Source organism: Nitrospirota bacterium (assembly GCA_035516965.1).
Classification (GTDB): Bacteria; Nitrospirota; UBA9217; order UBA9217; family UBA9217; genus MHEA01.
On sequence record DATIZR010000093.1, the window covers coordinates 39898 to 57194 of the forward strand.

At 52.2% G+C, this 17297-nt stretch carries 16 protein-coding genes; all 16 read left to right on the plus strand.

Features of this window, described 5'->3' with window-relative positions:
• Positions 1–174: 174 nt before the first annotated feature.
• The 16 genes from VL197_14120 to VL197_14195 all read left to right on the plus strand — a co-directional run bounded on the left by VL197_14120 (position 175) and on the right by VL197_14195 (position 16783).
• Positions 175–2082, plus strand: a complete 1908-nt coding sequence (locus tag VL197_14120) for a GNAT family N-acetyltransferase (GenBank protein ID HUJ19115.1) — start codon at positions 175–177, stop codon at positions 2080–2082.
• Between the two features lie 209 nt (positions 2083–2291).
• The gene (locus VL197_14125) at positions 2292–3221 is read left to right on the plus strand and encodes an ABC transporter permease (protein HUJ19116.1); all 930 of its coding nucleotides are present in this window, start codon (positions 2292–2294) and stop codon (positions 3219–3221) included.
• Position 3222: 1 nt separating this feature from the next.
• The gene (locus VL197_14130; GenBank protein ID HUJ19117.1) at positions 3223–4059 is read left to right on the plus strand and encodes an ABC transporter permease; all 837 of its coding nucleotides are present in this window, start codon (positions 3223–3225) and stop codon (positions 4057–4059) included.
• A gap of 175 nt (positions 4060–4234) precedes the next feature.
• The gene (rsmA, locus tag VL197_14135; protein HUJ19118.1) at positions 4235–5026 is read left to right on the plus strand and encodes a 16S rRNA (adenine(1518)-N(6)/adenine(1519)-N(6))-dimethyltransferase RsmA; all 792 of its coding nucleotides are present in this window, start codon (positions 4235–4237) and stop codon (positions 5024–5026) included.
• Between the two features lie 158 nt (positions 5027–5184).
• Positions 5185–5763, plus strand: coding sequence for a D-sedoheptulose 7-phosphate isomerase (locus VL197_14140; GenBank protein ID HUJ19119.1), 579 nt, complete (start codon positions 5185–5187; stop codon positions 5761–5763).
• 6 nt (positions 5764–5769) lie between these two features.
• A complete protein-coding gene (locus VL197_14145; GenBank protein ID HUJ19120.1) occupies positions 5770–6699 on the plus strand; it encodes a hypothetical protein in 930 nt (309 codons plus the stop codon).
• Positions 6700–7250: 551 nt separating this feature from the next.
• Entirely contained in the window at positions 7251–7580 is a 330-nt protein-coding gene (locus VL197_14150; protein HUJ19121.1) for a hypothetical protein, read from the plus strand.
• The gene (locus VL197_14155; protein HUJ19122.1) at positions 7570–8433 is read left to right on the plus strand and encodes an HDOD domain-containing protein; all 864 of its coding nucleotides are present in this window, start codon (positions 7570–7572) and stop codon (positions 8431–8433) included. Before VL197_14150 ends, VL197_14155 begins: the two co-directional genes overlap by 11 nt.
• Entirely contained in the window at positions 8417–9340 is a 924-nt protein-coding gene (locus VL197_14160; GenBank protein ID HUJ19123.1) for a diguanylate cyclase, read from the plus strand. Before VL197_14155 ends, VL197_14160 begins: the two co-directional genes overlap by 17 nt.
• Positions 9341–10036: 696 nt before the next feature.
• Positions 10037–11089: a class I SAM-dependent methyltransferase gene (locus tag VL197_14165; GenBank protein ID HUJ19124.1), complete on the plus strand. Its 1053-nt coding sequence runs from the start codon at positions 10037–10039 to the stop codon at positions 11087–11089.
• A gap of 204 nt (positions 11090–11293) precedes the next feature.
• Positions 11294–12019 carry a 3-oxoacyl-[acyl-carrier-protein] reductase gene (gene fabG, locus VL197_14170; GenBank protein ID HUJ19125.1) on the plus strand — a complete coding sequence of 242 codons (726 nt, stop codon included), beginning with the start codon at positions 11294–11296 and terminating at the stop codon, positions 12017–12019.
• A gap of 9 nt (positions 12020–12028) precedes the next feature.
• Positions 12029–13264: a beta-ketoacyl-[acyl-carrier-protein] synthase family protein gene (locus VL197_14175; protein ID HUJ19126.1), complete on the plus strand. Its 1236-nt coding sequence runs from the start codon at positions 12029–12031 to the stop codon at positions 13262–13264.
• 3 nt (positions 13265–13267) lie between these two features.
• Positions 13268–13708 (plus strand): 3-hydroxyacyl-ACP dehydratase FabZ, encoded by a 441-nt coding sequence (gene fabZ, locus VL197_14180; GenBank protein ID HUJ19127.1) that lies wholly within the window; start codon positions 13268–13270, stop codon positions 13706–13708.
• The gene (locus VL197_14185) at positions 13683–14915 is read left to right on the plus strand and encodes a beta-ketoacyl-[acyl-carrier-protein] synthase family protein (protein ID HUJ19128.1); all 1233 of its coding nucleotides are present in this window, start codon (positions 13683–13685) and stop codon (positions 14913–14915) included. The genes fabZ and VL197_14185 overlap by 26 nt, the downstream gene beginning before the upstream one ends.
• 169 nt (positions 14916–15084) lie before the next feature.
• Complete coding sequence (locus VL197_14190; GenBank protein HUJ19129.1) at positions 15085–15378, plus strand: acyl carrier protein; 294 nt, start codon at positions 15085–15087, stop codon at positions 15376–15378.
• On the plus strand, positions 15365–16783 hold the full coding sequence (locus VL197_14195) for an NAD(P)/FAD-dependent oxidoreductase (protein ID HUJ19130.1): 1419 nt from the start codon (positions 15365–15367) through the stop codon (positions 16781–16783). Before VL197_14190 ends, VL197_14195 begins: the two co-directional genes overlap by 14 nt.
• Positions 16784–17297 lie beyond the last annotated feature (514 nt).

Genomic DNA, 17297 nt, shown 5'->3' on the forward strand with positions numbered 1-17297 from the left:
TTTCGCTTCGAGAAGGTCATGACGATGGTCCGTCAATGGACCGCGCCGGGTATTTTCGAGGAACCGTGAAAAAATCCGCCCCTGCAGCAGGGAAGAAGCGGCGCCCTTTGCCTTTTTTAGGTGCTTGCCCCGTTTCCTGCTGTGCTACACTAGAGGGTGAGGAGGTGGGGATTCATGATGGCCGGGAATAATATAGAGAGGCGACATGCGTCGATGCGCGCGATGCGTGCCTTGTATCCTGAGAAATTTCCGGTGGAGGAGCGGATCTTCAGGACCATTCATCCCGGGAACAGGATCTTCATCGGGACGGGATGCGGCGAGCCCCAGTACCTGGTCCAATCGCTTATCAATTATGTTCAGTCCCACCCGAAGGCGTTATTCGACGCCGAGCTGTTCCAGGTATGGACCCTGGGCGTGGCTCCCTATGGCGATGCAAAATTCAAGGATATCTTCAGGTACAACTCCTTTTTTATCGGCAACAACACCCGGAAGGCCGTCAACCAGGGTCTTGCGGATTATACGCCCGTCTTTCTCTCCCAGGTGCCGGCGCTGTTCCAGAAAAAGCTCGTGCTCGTGGACGTCGCCCTGATCCAGACCTCGCTGCCCGACGACCATGGATTCATGAGCCTCGGCATCAGCGTCGACATCGTGAAGGCCGCGACGGAGAACGCCTCCCTCGTGATCGCCCAGGTGAACTCCCGTATGCCGCGCGTCCTGGGCGAAACGTTCATCAATATCAAGGATGTGGATTTCATCATTCCCCACGACGAGCCGCTGCTCGAATTCCGCGACACGATCTCCGACGAGATCGCCCAGAAGATCGGCACCCATGTCGCCCGCATCGTGCAGGACGGCGACACGATACAGGTCGGGTACGGCAGCATCCCGAACGCGATCCTGGCCCACCTGGGGAACAAGGAGCATCTCGGCGTGCATACCGAGCTCTTGACCGATGGCATTGTGGATCTCATGCAGCGACGCGTGGTCGACAATTCCCTGAAGGAACTGAACCGGGGCAAGACCGTCGCGGCCTTCTGCATGGGGACCAGGGAAACGTATGAGTATCTCCATGACAATCCGGCCATCGAGTTCCGGCCCGTGAATTACACCAACAACCCCACGGTTCTTGCGCGCCAGAAGAACATGACCGCGATCAACAGCGCGCTGGAAATCGACCTGTCGGGCCAGGCCACGGCCGAGTCCATCGGCAGGACCTTCTACAGCGGCATAGGCGGCCAGGCGGACTTCATGCGAGGCGCCATCCTCTCCCCGGGCGGCAAGACGATCCTGGCCATGCAGGCGACCGCCGAGGAGGGAAGAGTGTCGCGGATCGTGCCGTTCCTGCGGGAAGGCGCCGGCGTAACCCTCTCCCGGGGGGATATCCATTACGTCGTGACCGAGTACGGCATCGCCTACCTCCATGGCAAGAACATCCGGGAGCGGGCCATGGAGCTCATCGCGATCGCCGACCCGCGCTTCCGCCAGGGGCTCATCGACGAGGCCAAGGAGCGGAGGCTCATCTACAGTGACCAGGCGTTCATCCCGGGTTCGAAAGGAGTCTACCCTTCCGAGCTCGAGTCGTACCGCACGACGAAGACCGGGCTGCGCCTGCTCCTGCGGCCCGTGAAAATGTCCGACGAGCATCTGCTGAAGGATTTCTTCTATTCCCTGTCGAATGATTCCATGTACCGGCGCTTCATCTCGAGCAGGACCGACATGCACCACGAACGCCTGCAGCCCTTTGTCGTGATCGACTATACGAAGGAAATGGTCATCCTGGCGGTGCTGCAGGAGCAGGAGAAGGAAGTGATCGTCGGCATGGCCCAGTACCTGATAGACGAGACGTCGCACACCGCCGAAGTCGCATTTGTCGTGCGGGACGACCATCAGGGCAAGGGCATCGGCGCCGAGTTGCTGACCTATGTGACCTACCTCGCCCGGAAGAGCGGCCTCCTCGGGTTCGCTGCGTCCGTCCTGATCGACAACCGGCAGATGATCCAGCTCTTCGAGAAGATGGGGTTCATCATCGAGAAACGGGCCGAGGAGGGCATCTACGAACTGAAGATGTCATTCCGGGACTGACCATTCTGGCGGTTGCCGGGGCTGCTTTCGCCTTGCTCGAACCGCCTTTCCCCATTCGTGACGTGTCGGGCGTGTCTGATGCGGGACGATTTCTCTCACGTCACCAGCCTGCCGTTCGTCATTCTGTTTTCTTTCCGCATGACAATCGAAGAAACCACCCCTTTTTCCGTGTTGCGGTTTTTACCCGGATTGTGTAAGATTCCTCGAAAATGTATATTCTCAAACGGCTGCTCCTCTTCATTCCCACGCTCCTCGGCATCACCGTCATCACGTTCCTGTTGATGCGTTCAATGCCCGGCGACCCCGTAACAATTATGGCTGGCGAACGAGCAACGCCTGAGACCATTGCGCGCATCCGCGCCGTGCTCGGCCAGGACCGGCCGGTTGCCCTTCAATATTTCAATTACCTCAAAGACATCGCGACCGGGGAACTAGGAAGGTCGATCTACACGAACCGTAAAGTCGCTGATGATCTGCTCCAAAAATTCCCGAACACGGTGAAACTCGCGTTCGCCGCCATGCTCTTCGCATCGGTCTTCGGAGTCAGCATGGGGGTCTTCTCGGCGGTCAGACAGGGCACCTGGTGGGACCGCGCAATGACCCTCCTGTCCGTCGGGGGCATCTCCATCCCGGTCTTCTGGCTGGGCCTGGCTCTCATGCTGCTTTTCGCCTTCAAGCTCAGATGGCTGCCCCCGTCCGGCATGGGGAACGGAGACCCGGTTTATCTCATTCTTCCGGCAGTAACGCTCGGGACCTTTTCATTATCGTACATCGCCCGGATAACGCGGTCGTCCATGCTCGAGTCGCTCGCGCAGCCTTACATAGCTGCGGCGCGGGCCAAGGGGTTGACCGAGACCAGGGTCGTCCTGAAGCACGGGCTTAAGAATTCCCTGATCCCCATCGTGACGCTCATCGGCCTTGACCTGGGCTCTTACCTGAACGGCGCTGTGCTGACGGAAACCATTTTTGGGTGGGACGGACTGGGCCGGTACGCCCTGGACGGCATTCTGAAGCGCGACTATCCGGTTATCATGGGCGTCGTACTGTTCGGGGCCGTCGTGTTCGTGAGCATGAATCTTCTGGTCGACATCTCCTACCGCCTGCTGGATCCGCGGATACGTATCAAGGAGGCGGGCTGACGTGCTGAAGGAACTCCACTGGAAGGACGTGACCAAGAACATTCCGGCGCTCGTAGCCCTTTGCATGATCGCAATGCTGGTGCTGATTGCCGCGATCGGCCCCCTGCTGGTCCCTTATGACCCGCTGTCCATGGACCTGGACAGCCTGAAACAGCCGCCCAGCCGTGCCCATCTGCTCGGGACCGACGGCAAGGGCCGGGACATCCTCTCCCGGATTGCCGCGGGATCCCGAATCTCCCTCGCCATCGGCATCATTGCCTCGGTGTCGTCCCTGGCCATCGGCATCGTTTTCGGATTGATCTCCGGCTATTTCAGCGGAAAGATCGATGCGGTCCTGTCGCAGGTGTTCGATGTCTTTCTCGCATTTCCAAGCCTCCTCCTCGCGATCGGCATCAGTGCCGTCATCCCCCCCGGCCTCTTTTCCGCGATGCTCGCGATCACCCTCGTCGGCTGGGCGGGCTTTGCACGCCTGGTCCGCGGCATCACACTGTCCTTGAAAGAGCAGACGTATGTGGAAGCATCGAGGGCCCTCGGTGCGGGTCCGGCCCGGATCCTTTCCCGGCACATCCTGCCGAACGCCCTTCCCCTGCTGCTGGTGGCAGGCAGCCTTCGCATAGGCGGATTCATCCTGCTTGAAGCGTCGCTTTCGTTCCTGGGTCTTGGCGTGCAACCGCCGACCCCCACGTGGGGATCCATGATCAGCCTCAACCGGGCCTACATCAATTCGGCCCCCTGGATGGTCCTCTTTCCCGGTCTTGCCATCAGCGTCACGGTCATCAGCTTCAACATACTGGGAGACTTCCTGCGCGACAAGCTCGATCCAAGGCTACAGGTGTAATACTGGCACGGCGGAAGGTCTCGGATGAGCGGATCAGAAGCAACGGGGAGGCACATCGAACGCATTTCCTGTTATGCGCCGGCATTGTATTTCCTCGCGGTAAATAAGGTTCTCGCTTCTCATCCGTGGCTATTGATATCTGAATCCATGACCATACCGTGTCCAGCTTCCAAATATGACCACTCACATCCGCGCAAAAAAGTCACTTGGCCAGAACTTCCTGCGTGATCCCCACTATCTCGGAAAGATCGTCAGTGCCGCGCATGTCGGGCCGGAGGACGGGATCATCGAAATAGGCCCGGGTCTTGGCCATCTGACCAGAGAGCTGGCCGCGATCGCCCGGAAGGTCGTCGCCCTCGAGCTCGATGAACGGCTGGTTCCCGGTCTGCGACAGGAGTTCAGGGACGCCCCTCATGTCGAGATCGTCCAGGCCGACGCGCTCGAGTTTGGTTATGAATCGCTTCCCGGCAGATGGAAGGTCGTTGCCAACCTTCCTTATTATATTTCCACGGCCCTCATCCAGCAAATGCTTGCGAATCGCATGAAGTTCACGAGCCTCACCCTGATGCTGCAAAAGGAGGTTGCCGAGCGGATTGCGGCTCCTCCGGGAGGCAAGGAGTACGGGTTCCTTTCCGTGCTGGTTCAGCTCTATGCCGAACCCCGGATCGAATTTCTGGTGCCGCCGGGCGCTTTCACGCCGAAGCCGGACGTCGATTCTGCCGTCATTACCCTTGCCGTGCGAGACCGTCCTGCTGCAGCCGTGCGGGACGAGGCTTTTCTGGTCCGCGTGATCAAAGCAGCATTTTCCCAGCGGCGCAAGACGCTGCGGAACGCGCTCAAACCCCTCGGGATTCCCGTTGAAAAGATGGACCGCGTGATTGAAAAAACAGGGATAGACCTCGGACGGCGCGCGGAGACCCTGACGGTAGTGGAATTCGGGCGGCTTGCCGATTTTCTCCTCCCCTGATATCCCGCATTCCCGATCAGCTCCTTTTTCTGAAAACCCATCGCTCACCTGCAAAGGGCCCGCACGAAGAGGCGCAGCGTCCTTGACTTCCCGTTTTTGCCTTGACATTTGCACCTCTTGCCCTATAATAAATGTCTGTTTTTTTGGAGACGAAACACATGAAGGAAACCATCGTCAGAATTTTCGAAGAGAGCGCAGAGGTCAAGGTCAGGTTCGCCAGGGAGAACGCCGACAAGATCGTCGAAGTCGTCCAGCTCATCGCGCAGGCATTCCGGGAAGGCAGAAAAGTGCTCATCTTCGGCAACGGCGGAAGCGCCACGGACGCCTCGCATATCGCTGCCGAGTTCGTGAATCGCTTTCTGATGGAGCGCCCCCCCCTGCCGGCGATCGCGCTCAATACCGATGTCGCGATCCTCACCAGCATCAGCAACGACTATGATTTCACGCAGGTCTTCTCGAAGCAGCTGGCGGCGCTCGGCCATGAGGGAGATGTCGTGATCGGCATCAGCACGAGCGGCAATTCGGCGAATGTCATGAAGGCTGTCGAGGTCGCAAAGAAGAACAGGATGAAGACCGTCATTCTGACCGGGGGCTCGGGAGGCAAGCTTGCCGGCATGGCGGACTACACCTTCACGGTGCCCACCAAGCACACGCCGCGGATCCAGGAAACGCACATCACCCTCGGCCACACCATCTGCCAGATGGTGGATGAGGAGCTCTTCGGCAATTCCCATTGACCAGCCATGAAAAAGATTGACACCTCGAAAATCAGGACGTACTCGCTGAAAAGCCGGGAGAGCAAGGTGAGGATCGGCGACTTTGCAAAACCCGCTGCCAAGGCGGGCTCCTTTCATGATTTCTTTTCCTCCCTTCCGGATATCCTCGCGGCAAAACAGTTCAAGAGCGTAGTCGCTGCCATCGTCCAGGCCCGCAGGGACGGCCGCCCTGTCATGCTCGGCATGGGTGCTCATTCGATTAAGGTAGGTCTCAATCCGGTTCTCATCGATCTGATGGAGCGAAAGATCGTCACCAGTCTTTCCCTGAACGGAGCGGGCATCATCCATGATTTCGAGCTTGCCTATGTCGGCCAGACATCGGAGGATGTGGACAAGGAAATCCTGTCCGGCGCATTCGGTATGGCCGAGGAGACCGGCCTCATGATCAATCAGGCGGTCCAATCGGCGGCCGAGGGCGAAGGAATCGGCTCGGCGGTCGGCAGGATGATCGAGCAGGGAGAATTTCCGAACAAGCGGATGAGCCTGCTCGCAGCGGGCTTCCGCCTGGGGGTTCCCATCACCGTTCATGTCGCCATCGGCACCGACATCATTCACATGCACCCGTCCTTCGACGGCAGGGCAACGGGTGCCGCTGCACAGAGCGATTTTCTGGCATTCTGCGCCCTTGTTTCCGAGCTCGAGGGCGGCGTTTACATCAATCTCGGCTCTGCGGTGCTTTTACCGGAGATATTCCTGAAGGCGGTTACGCTGTGCAGGAACCTTGGAAAGACTTTGCAGCATTTTACGACCGTCAACATGGACTTTGTGCAGCACTACCGGCCGCATACGAACGTCGTTCGCCGTCCTACCCAAGGCGGCGGGAACGGCTACGCATTGACGGGTCACCATGAGATCATGCTCCCCCTCCTCGCCGCGGCCGTCATCGACCAGCTCTGACCCCCTGGCCGCTCTCTTTTTGCATCAAACACCTCACTTCTTTGTACTCCCTGCTCTCTTTTATCCGCTCCTGTTCCTCGACCCCTCTCGTCAGCAGCCAACAATCAAAGGACACGGAGATCGACGGGCAGACGATCGTGCGTCCAGAAACCGACGGGACCAACTCTCTGTTTTTTCGAGACTTGTCATGAATCCTTCGAAAAATGCGCTCACTTTTCGACAGCGGCCAAAACGTTCACTCTGGAACTGACCGATTATACAGGATAAACACCATGGCAGGAATATTGCAACCTATTGTGTATGATCACTGAGCTTCAGTCCTGCCATACTGGCAGGCTTGGAGTTTCCGGTGTTCTTCCCCCCTTGACGCCTGTGCGCTCCTGCTGCCGAAAGGGCACCAACACGGCTCTGGTGCGTACAGGCGCCCCTCCTTCCTTCGATGACCGAAGTCTTCCGGCAGTGCCTTGATTTCGCACCGGGACGTCGGTAGCCAGTCCGTGGGGTCGAAATACATTTACAAGCTCACCCGTTTTTATGTATGATATGACGACATGCAGAACATTCCTCTCAATAAGGCAAAGCCCGGCATGGTCGTGGCCCGGGAGATCAAAGGCTCCGATGATCCGGCGAGTATGACCATCTGCGGGAAGGGTGTCACGCTCTCGGAGTCCCTGATCAGCCGTCTCCAGCAGATGGGCATTCAGGCGGTCACCGTCGAAGGTCATCCGGTCCGGGTCGATGGAGAAGCGACGCTCGAGGAGATGCTGACTGCCCTTGATCAGCGCTTCAGGCACCTGGAGGATGATGTCCTCATGATGAAGATCAAAGAGATATACCGAAGACAGATACTGAGGAGCATGGGGGAACCCGATGGGCGATAAGCAGGTCGATTTCAGCCAGATCATCAGGGATACACGCTCCCTGCCCGCGCTGCCGGGGATCATTGCCAAGCTTGGCTCCCTGGCCGAGAACAACAAGACGTCGGTCCACGAGATGGCCCGGGTAGTCTCTTCTGACCAGGTCCTGTCCGCCAAGGTTCTGCGCCTGGTCAACTCCGCCTTCTACGGCTTTTCCGGCCGCATCTCGACCGTCTCGAACGCCCTGATCCTGCTCGGCGTAAACGTGGTCAAGAGCCTTGCCATCAGCAGCTCGATCTTCGAGATCATGGAAAAGAATGTCGTCGGCCTGTGGGAGCATTCCATGGGCGTCGCGGTGGCTGCAAACTCGATCACGAAGCGGCTGAAGCTGCCCGAACCCGAAGAAACGTCAACGGCCGCCCTCCTGCACGACATCGGCAAGGTGATCATCAAGATCAAGCTCGAGAACGAGTATACTGCCCTCACCTCTCTGATCGACCGGAAGGGCATCTCGATGCAGGCTGCGGAGCAGGAGATGCTCAATACCGACCACGCCAGGATCGGGGAATGGCTCGCCAGGACATGGCTCCTCCCGGAGAAGTTGATCGAACCCATCGCCTTTCACCATGACGTGGCAAAGTCAACGACCCAGCAGACAAAAACGGCGGTCGTCCACGTCGCCGATGTCCTGATCAAGGCGTCCGGCTTCGGGTTCAGTGGAGACGCACTCGTGCCCCGTATCCAGCCGGCCGCTTGGGACCGGCTCGGGATGAGCGAACAGGTGCTGGAATCCCTCGTGGAAGAGATCGAGGACAAGCTCGTCGAAGTTAAAAATTTCAGCCTCGAGATACAGACCGCCGATGAGCCAAAAGCGTAGGATAGCGCTTCTTTCCCGCGATCCCGCGGTGCAGGACCGGTTGCGGCTGCGGCTCCAGAGCAGGGGGTACCAGGTCGTCGTTCTGCCGGAGCCGGCCCAGGTGCTGGGGTTCATCTATTCCGATCCTCCCGATATCATGCTCGCCGACCTCTCGACGCCCGACCCGGCCTTTCAACAGATACTGCTGCAACTAAAGCGGGACAGCTACTTCAGTCTGATCCCGGTCATCGGCCTGATCAATGAGTCTGCAGTTGAGCGGATGGACTGGGAGCAGTATCCACTGGACGACTTTCTGACCCTTCCCGTCAACTATCCGGAGCTGTTCAGCCGGATCCTGCTCTCGTTCCAGCGGCTTCAACGCGTTCTTGACAACAACCCGCTCACCAAACTGCCGGGCAACACGTCGATCCACCAGGCGATCGAGCGAGCGCTCGGGTCTTCCCAGGCCGTCTGCTACGTCGACATCAACAATTTCAAGCCCTACAACGATACCTACGGCTTTTCCCGCGGCGATGAGGTGATCCGGATGGTTGCCCGGGTCATGTCGAACACCGTAAAGGAATCCATGGACAACGGATTCGTGGGTCATATCGGCGGCGACGATTTCGTTTTTATCGTGCCGCTGGAGAATGCCGAGCCGGTCTGCAAGACGATAATAGCCAACTTCAATGTCATCCTGTCCGACCTGTTCGGCGAGGAGGAAAAGTCCCGGGGATACTACCTTGCGAAGGATCGAAAGGGAGAGGTACAGAAGATCCCGCTCATCGGCATATCGATAGCGGTCGTGCCGACCAATAACTCCGCCATTCAGCATGCCGGCAAGATCGCCGAAGTCGCCGCCGAGCTCAAGAAGCTTGCGAAAAAATCTCAGGAAAGCTGCTATGTGATCGATCGCCGGAAGACATAACCACAGCTGATAGCCTCCCTACGTCGTCACTCATACTGAACATGATACTAATATCGCAGACAGGAGAAACCTTCTGCGTTTTCACTTTTTGTTCACCGTGAAAATCACGTCATGAAACCTTCTCATACCCTTTGACATCACCATTATCTATGCCCCTGCCTTCCCTCTATACGAGCGGCTTTATCGTCATAAATAAAAATACAGATCGAACTAATATTTTATAACTACTTTTATCACCTGTAGGTTAAAACTTATGCCGCTCATCATATAATATTATGCAACAATATGCTGTCAATTTTTTCTATTAAGGCGCTTGACAGATTCAAAGGAAGGGATTATCCTAACCAAAACTCAAACCAATTATTATTGGATTGGTTGGCGTAATCACGCTCCCGCTCTCTCAGCCGGCAAGAAGGAACCTGGACCCGGATCCCATGAACTGAATTCATTAACAGGCCTCGAAAGGAGGCGAGTAGACTGAGTGCGAGGTTACTGAGGCTACTACTTATAGATTATAAATTATTATAGAAGAACCATGGCGTTCTTCTTTCAGGAGATGTGTACTGAACTTACCGGCTAACAATTAACCCGTAGTCCGGAGCAGGCTGAAGCAGGTGAAATCAACGAGCGGACGTGAGACGTAACGTACTGACTGAATATTTCTGACGGGCTGGATAACTCAAAAGGAGAATAATCATGGAGCACGCGGGAACGTACCGGGGGGAAGAAGTCAGAAGTGGCAGCGCGTTTGTCGAAGAAAGAGCAAAGAGATACGCAGAACTTCTTGGCGCAAAAACTGTGCAATATGTCGATCAGCTTAGAGACTTTGAGGTCAAATGTTCTCGGCCGGGCGCGGATGAGGAAATACTGTTCGAAGAACTTTCCACGCTGAACGACTCGATGCTCCAAGCCTGCGCACAATTTGAACAGGACGTGGACGACACGTTCGCCATTCGGTCTGCTCAGGTCGATTTCCGGGAAAAAACAAATCCAATTCTGTCCCAAAGCTATGGTATCAACCGGGCCAGGATATGGCCGCAAGGTCATCAGGGAGATTATAACATACTGGAAATGGCGTACAAGAACTCACCGATGTCCGACGGCATGGGATATTATCTGGACAAGTACATGATGTCCACGGAAATTACAGTCGGCGTGAGAGAACGGATCGTAAAACTGCGGGAACTGCTGAGAAAAGAGCTCATAAACAGGCGCGAGACGAAGGTCCTCGACGTGGCTTGCGGTTCCTGCCGCGAGGTTTTCGAATTAGCCCCTGAGATCAAAGCTTCTGGCGCCAAGTTCACCTGTGTTGATCTGGATGCCGATGCTCTGAATTTCGCTCTCGATCGATTCGAGCATGCGGGCCTCTCGGAAGATCACGTGGAATTACGAAAATACAATGCGCTCAGGATATTCGACTACGAGACGGCGGTTACTGAATTCGGGATGCAGGATATTATCTACAGTGTAGGCTATTTTGATTATCTCCCCGACGATTTCCTCGTGAAATTGTTGAGATCCTTGTATAAGATGCTCACGCCTGGCGGAAAACTGATCGCGGCCTTTAAAGAAGTCAATCGTTACCGTCCGCAGTTTTTCCATTGGATGGTCAACTGGGATGGCTTCCTGCAGCGCACCGAGGATGATTTCGAAAGATTGCTGCGTCTTGCCAATATCCCCGAAAGCGCGATATCAATATCCCGGGTTGCGTCAGGCGTAATAATCTTCTATACCGTCACCAAGGAGTGATGCACTCACGGCAGAGATGCCGGATGTCGTCGTACGCAGAAAGAAACTCCTCCCTTGAGTGAGTAAGTATTGGCTTGCCCATCCGCACTGAAGCAAGGTTTTGACATTGTAAAGACGCGGGAAACATGGTATAAATGACAGGCTAGGCCAAACCATCCACTCTTTCGGGAGAAAAGCCTGAAGAAAAATTCGCTTCTCAATAAGGTGGCGCTTGTAACGGGTGGGACAAGGGGCATCGGCCGCGCCATCGTTCTTGCTGTGTGCGGCGAAGGTGCAGATTGCGCATTTACGTACAGCAAAAATCGTGCAACGGCAGAGTCTCTTGCTGAAGAAGTTCGCCAAATTGGCAGAAAAGCTCTGTCCTTTCAACTTGATGTGCGGGACTTTGACGGCGCTAAAACGCTGATCGAAGAGATAAAGAAGGAATTCGGAAGGCTCGACATCCTCGTGAACAACGCGGGGATAACAAAGGACAAGTCCCTCATGATGATGAACAAGGAGGACTGGTCCGACGTAATAGACACCAATCTTACCGGAGTTTTCAACACTACCCGCGCGTGCATCATTACCTTTCTTAAGCAAAAAAACGGAAACATCGTGAACATGTCATCGGTAAGCGGCATCCACCCTCTCCCCGGCCAAGTCAATTACGCCGCCGCAAAGGCAGGTGTGATCGGCTTTACCAAATCTCTGGCAAAAGAGGTGGCGCCCTACAACATCAGGGTCAATGCCGTTGCCCCCGGTTTCATTGAAACCGAGATGACGGCGGAGCTTGGCGATAAATCCTGGAAAAAATTCGTGAACATGATCCCGCTCCACAGATTCGGGACCTCCGATGAAGTGGCGAAGGCCGTACTCTTTTTACTCAGTGACGAATCGCAGTACATCACCGGGCAAGTACTGCAACTCGATGGGGGATTGGGGATTTAAAATCCGGAAATGAGCGAAAGAATAGTAATAACCGGCATTGGTGTTCTCTCGCCTATTGCAATCGGCAAAGAAGCATACTGGGAAGGACTCCACCAGGGCAAAACTGGATTTCGACCAGTGACCCTCTTTGACACAACACCCTTTAGTGTCCGCATTGCAGGCGAGATCACTGATTTTGATCCTCTCCCCTTTCTTGGGAAAAAAGGTTTGCGGGACCTGGACAGAAGCACAAGGCTGATCAGCTCTGCAGCCAAACTCGCCATTGATGACAGCGGGATCGAGATCACTGAAGCTAATACGAATTCCATGGGGGTATCAATCGGGACGACGTTCGGCAGTCTCCACAGCATCTCGCAGTTCGACCGTTCCGGCCTCATAGAAGGGCCGCGGTTCGTCAATCCATCTCACTTTCCGAACACCGTCATAAATTCTCCTGCCAGCCAGGTGTCCATCAGGTTTAAGATTAAAGGGTTCAATACGACCATATCAACGGGCTTCTGCGCAAGCCTCGACGCTGTCTCCTATGCCGCGGACTTCATAAAGTTAAACAGGGCCAACATTGTCCTTGCAGGTGGGGTCGAAGAATTGTGCGAGGAGACCTTTATGGGATTCCATACCCTCGGTTACCTCTCAGGAGCAGACGGCTCGGAACCCCGCTGCTGTCCCTTCGATGCGCGGAGAAACGGAATAATCCTCTCTGAAGGTGCGGCCGTTTTGGTTCTTGAAAATGAGGAGCATGCGTTAAACAGAGGAGCTAAACTTCTCGCGAGTGTTCTGGGATATGCCAATGCCTTTGATCCCTCGGCAGACAGCAACTTCAAACACGCAGGTACAGGTCTGAAGAATGCCGTAAATCTTGCCTTAAACGACGCATCTCTTAAGGCTGATGACATCGACTATATCTGCTCCTGCTCCAACTCGACACAAGGACTCGACCGGATGGAAACGAAGGTCATCAAAGAAGTCTTCGGGCAACGTGCCTTCAACATACCCGTCAGCTCAATAAAGTCCATGGTGGGGGAATCGTATTCAGCATCCGGAGCGCTTTCACTTTCTGCGGCAATAGGCGCTCTCCGGAACGGATTCATTCCCCCCACGGTAAACTATCATGAAAAGGATCTTGCGTGCGATCTCGATTACGTGCCCGGAATTGCGCGGGAGAAGCAGACGCGGAATGTGCTCGTAACCTCGGCGGACTCATACGGTCAAAACTCAGCAGTTATCATTGGCAGTTATACCAGGTGATCGATGCAACTTAACTTCGAAGAGATAAAGAAGCTCATTCCCCAGCGCTTTCCTTTTATCATGGTTGATAAGGTCCTTGAGATAGAGCCGGGGAAGCACGTAATAGCGGTCAAAAATATTTCTGGCAATGACATGGTTTTCATCGGCCATTTCCCCGAAAAGGCCATCATGCCCGGTGCTCTCATACTCGAGGCAATGGCGCAGACCGCCATTATCCTCTTTGCATCAAACAGAACAAGCGAAAATGGGGACAGAGGACCATTGTATTACTTCGGGTCGGTCAAAGCGAGATTTCTCCACCCCGCCGTTCCCGGTGATCAATTAATGATTAAAGTGGTCAATGTCAAGTCTTTACCGACCGGCGCCTACGTGTCCGGTGAAGCCTTTGTTGGTGATAGAAAAATAACTGAAGCGGATCTTGTATTCAGCACTCACAATGAATAAAAGAGTTGTCATAACGGGACTGGGGGTTATTTCCTCACTTGGTATTGGTTGGGAGAAATTCTGGGACAGTCTCCTGAAAGGAAAATCTGGCATAAGCCCGGTTTCGTCAATTGATACGGCGAACCATTTTACCCATAATGGTGGCGAGGTTAGAAATTTTAAACCCGAGAATTTTATCCCCAACAATCAAATTCCTTTGCTCAGCAGAGCATCACAATTCGGCCTTGCAGCGGCAAAGCTTGCGTTGAGGGATTCTCGTCTATCCGGTGAGGACATTTCTCGTTCCAAAGCAGGCACATGCATTGGAATAACGTCAGGATCAATCCAGGCTATAGAACATATAGATGAGAAATTGATTGTAAAAGAGATCGTAAGTGCTGATCTAATGTATCAGCTTCCTGTCCACACGACGCCGGCAATTGTAGCAAAAGAATTAGGTTTTAACGGCCCGAATCTTCTTTTTTCTACGGCATGCGCTGCAGGGAATTATGCTATCGGTTATGGGTACGATTTGATTCGTTTTAACAGGGCGGATGTTGTTACCGCAGGAGGGGCAGATCCTTTTTCAAGGATATCATTTACAGGCTTTAATCAATTTTCAGCTGTTGCACCTGAAAAATGCCAGCCCTTTGATAAGAACAGAAAAGGAATGATGGTAGCCGAGGGTGCAGGAATTCTTGTTCTTGAGTCTCTTGAGAGTGCCATTAAAAGAAAGGCGAATATCTATGCTGAAATTTTAGGGTATGGTCTCAGTTGTGATGCTTATCATATGACGACTTCCTCGATTGAGGGCATAGCAGCATGTATGAATAAGGCGCTATCTAGTACAGGCATCGCGATAGAAGCGGTGGATTATATCAGTGCACATGGCACGGGGACTCCCACCAATGATAAGAATGAGTGCGCTGCCATTAGGGAGGTCTTCGGGTCACGTTATAGACAAATACCTACCAGCTCAATAAAGTCTATGCTCGGCCACACCATGGGCGCTGCCTCTGCGTTAGAAGCTCTCGCCTGCGCTTTGGCTGTAAAAAACGACATTCTTCCACCGACGACAAATTTCGAAACTCCTGATCCGGAGTGTGATATTGACTGCGTGCCTAATCAAGCAAAGCGACACAGGGTTAATATAGCTCTGAATAACTCATATGCCTTTGGAGGAAATAATGCATCATTGGTATTGAAGAAATATGCTGGCACTGACTAAGCATGGCAGAGTAAACAGATGATGTCGCTTTTTGCAGCGAAGCATATCACTTAGACAAGATACAAACATTAAACATCTTAAGGGAGGACTCCGCCACTGCGTCGAGGATCAACCAGGCAAGATCCTTAGCCGGCAACCACTCCTGCAGAGTGGGCGGCAGCAGGGATTTGTGCGCAACAGGCTCAAGGAGGAAGGGAAATTGAATACTAATGTTGAGAAGGAAATCATATCGATCATCTCAGATGTGTCAGGATATGATGCAGAAGAAATTGCGCCTGAGAGTAATTTTTTTAAGGATCTAGAGGTAGATTCTATTAAAGCTATCGAGATCACCGTTGCCATTGAAAAAAAATTTAAAATATCCGTGAGAGACGAGGACGTTCCAAAGTTAACAACTGTAAGGCAGGCAGTAGAACTGGTAGAAAATTTATTAGCACGCAGGGTGAATAATGTCAAAGTTTGAAAATGATACATACGATGTTGTCATAATAGGTGCGGGCATAGGCGGCCTTGTGTGTGGATGCTATCTTGCAAAAGCAGGCATGAAGGTTTTGATTGTAGAGCAACACAATAAACCCGGTGGTTACTGCACTTCGTTCAAAAGGCGAGGTTATACTTTTGACGCAGCAGCCCATTCATTTGGAAGTTACCGAAAAGACGGTAACATGAGGCTTGTTCTAAAGGCTCTGAATTTAGATGAACGAATATGTATAAGGAGAACCACTCCTTCTGATATAGTTATAACACCAGAACACAAAATTACTTTTTGGGCAGACATAGACAAAACCATTCGAGAGCTTCAGGATTCTTTTCCTAAAGAGGCCAATAATATCAAAAATTTTATTCAGTATCTTACAACTTCCAGGCCAATTGATTTTGCTGCGCTACGAAAACAAAGCTATAAAGACTTTTTAGATCGCTATTTTTATGATTATCGCATCAAAACAATACTCTCCCTTCCTATACTTGGCAACGGAGGTCTGCCACCCTCATTGATTTCCGCCTTCACAGGTGCAAAGATATTCACTGAATTTATCCTTGATGGCGGTTATTACCCTGAGGGAGGTATGCAAGCATTACCGGATATAATTGTTGATAGATTTAAAGAACTTGGCGGACATATAAAATTATCCTGTTTAGTTAAAAAAATTAGTGTAATTAATAATAGAGTTGAAGGTGCCGTTTTAGAAAAAATCGGCCTGGTACGGACGCGATATTTAGTCTCAAACTGTGATGCGAGGCAAACTTATTATGATCTATTAGGTAAACACCATGTCAAAAAGGAAATTTTCGACACCATCGATAGCCTGACTCCATCCCTCTCCACTTTTATTTTATACGTAGCTGTAGATAAACCTTTTAAATCGTTGCCTAAACCCGGAACGAATGTGTGGTTTCTGCCGTATTATGATTTAGAAAAAGCTTACTCATATGCCAAAAAAGGCAACATAGATAAAGTAGAGGGATTTATGGTACGGTTTTCACCTGATAAGAAAACCATTTTAGCATTTGTAAATGCACCCTTCAAAAATAAGGTGTACTGGGACAAGAATAAAAGTAAACTGCAAGAATCATTTATTCAAAGAATAGAAAAATATGTAATTCCAGATTTATCAAAGCATATTGTATATAAGGAAACAGCGACTCCACACACATTATATCGATACACTTTAAACTATCAAGGAGCTGCCTATGGTTGGGCGAGTACGCCTTCACAATTATTTACCCCCGAATTAAGACAATCTACTTCAATAAGAGGTTTATACTTGACAGGACACTGGACTACCCAAACGCAGGGAATCCCCGGAGTTGCTTATTTGGGATTGGATACGGCAAAATTTATACTTAGAAAAGAAATACTAAAGTAGGTAAGTTTGGTAAAATTGCGCTATGGAAATTGAAAAAAAGCCGTATATAACAGAACAAACTGAGAAGATAACTCAATCATGGGTTGGCATAAGCTCTATTCTTGGGACTGTTCTCTTCATGTCATTAGGGATTTTAGATTATTTTGTTACACCTGAAAACTTCAAAAGATTTTTGAGTTATAGGATTGCGGTCTCTTTATTTTTAATACTCCTCTTTTTTCTAAATAAGCTTAAACGGAAATTATATTACCAATATTTTATTGTTATCCTGGGAATTATTTCTTCAGCAATTGCAATTGAAATAATGATACTCCACTTCGGGGGGCACACATCCACTTATTATGCTGGGATGACTTTGCTCATTGTATGTGTTTTGGGTGTTCTCCCAATTAATTTACCGGTGTCTTTTTTTGTAGCAATTACTTTGTATTTAATTTATCTATTCCCCATACTGATACTCGACAAGATAGTCTATTGGGGTACTTTCATCACTAACAATGTTTTTACTCTTTCA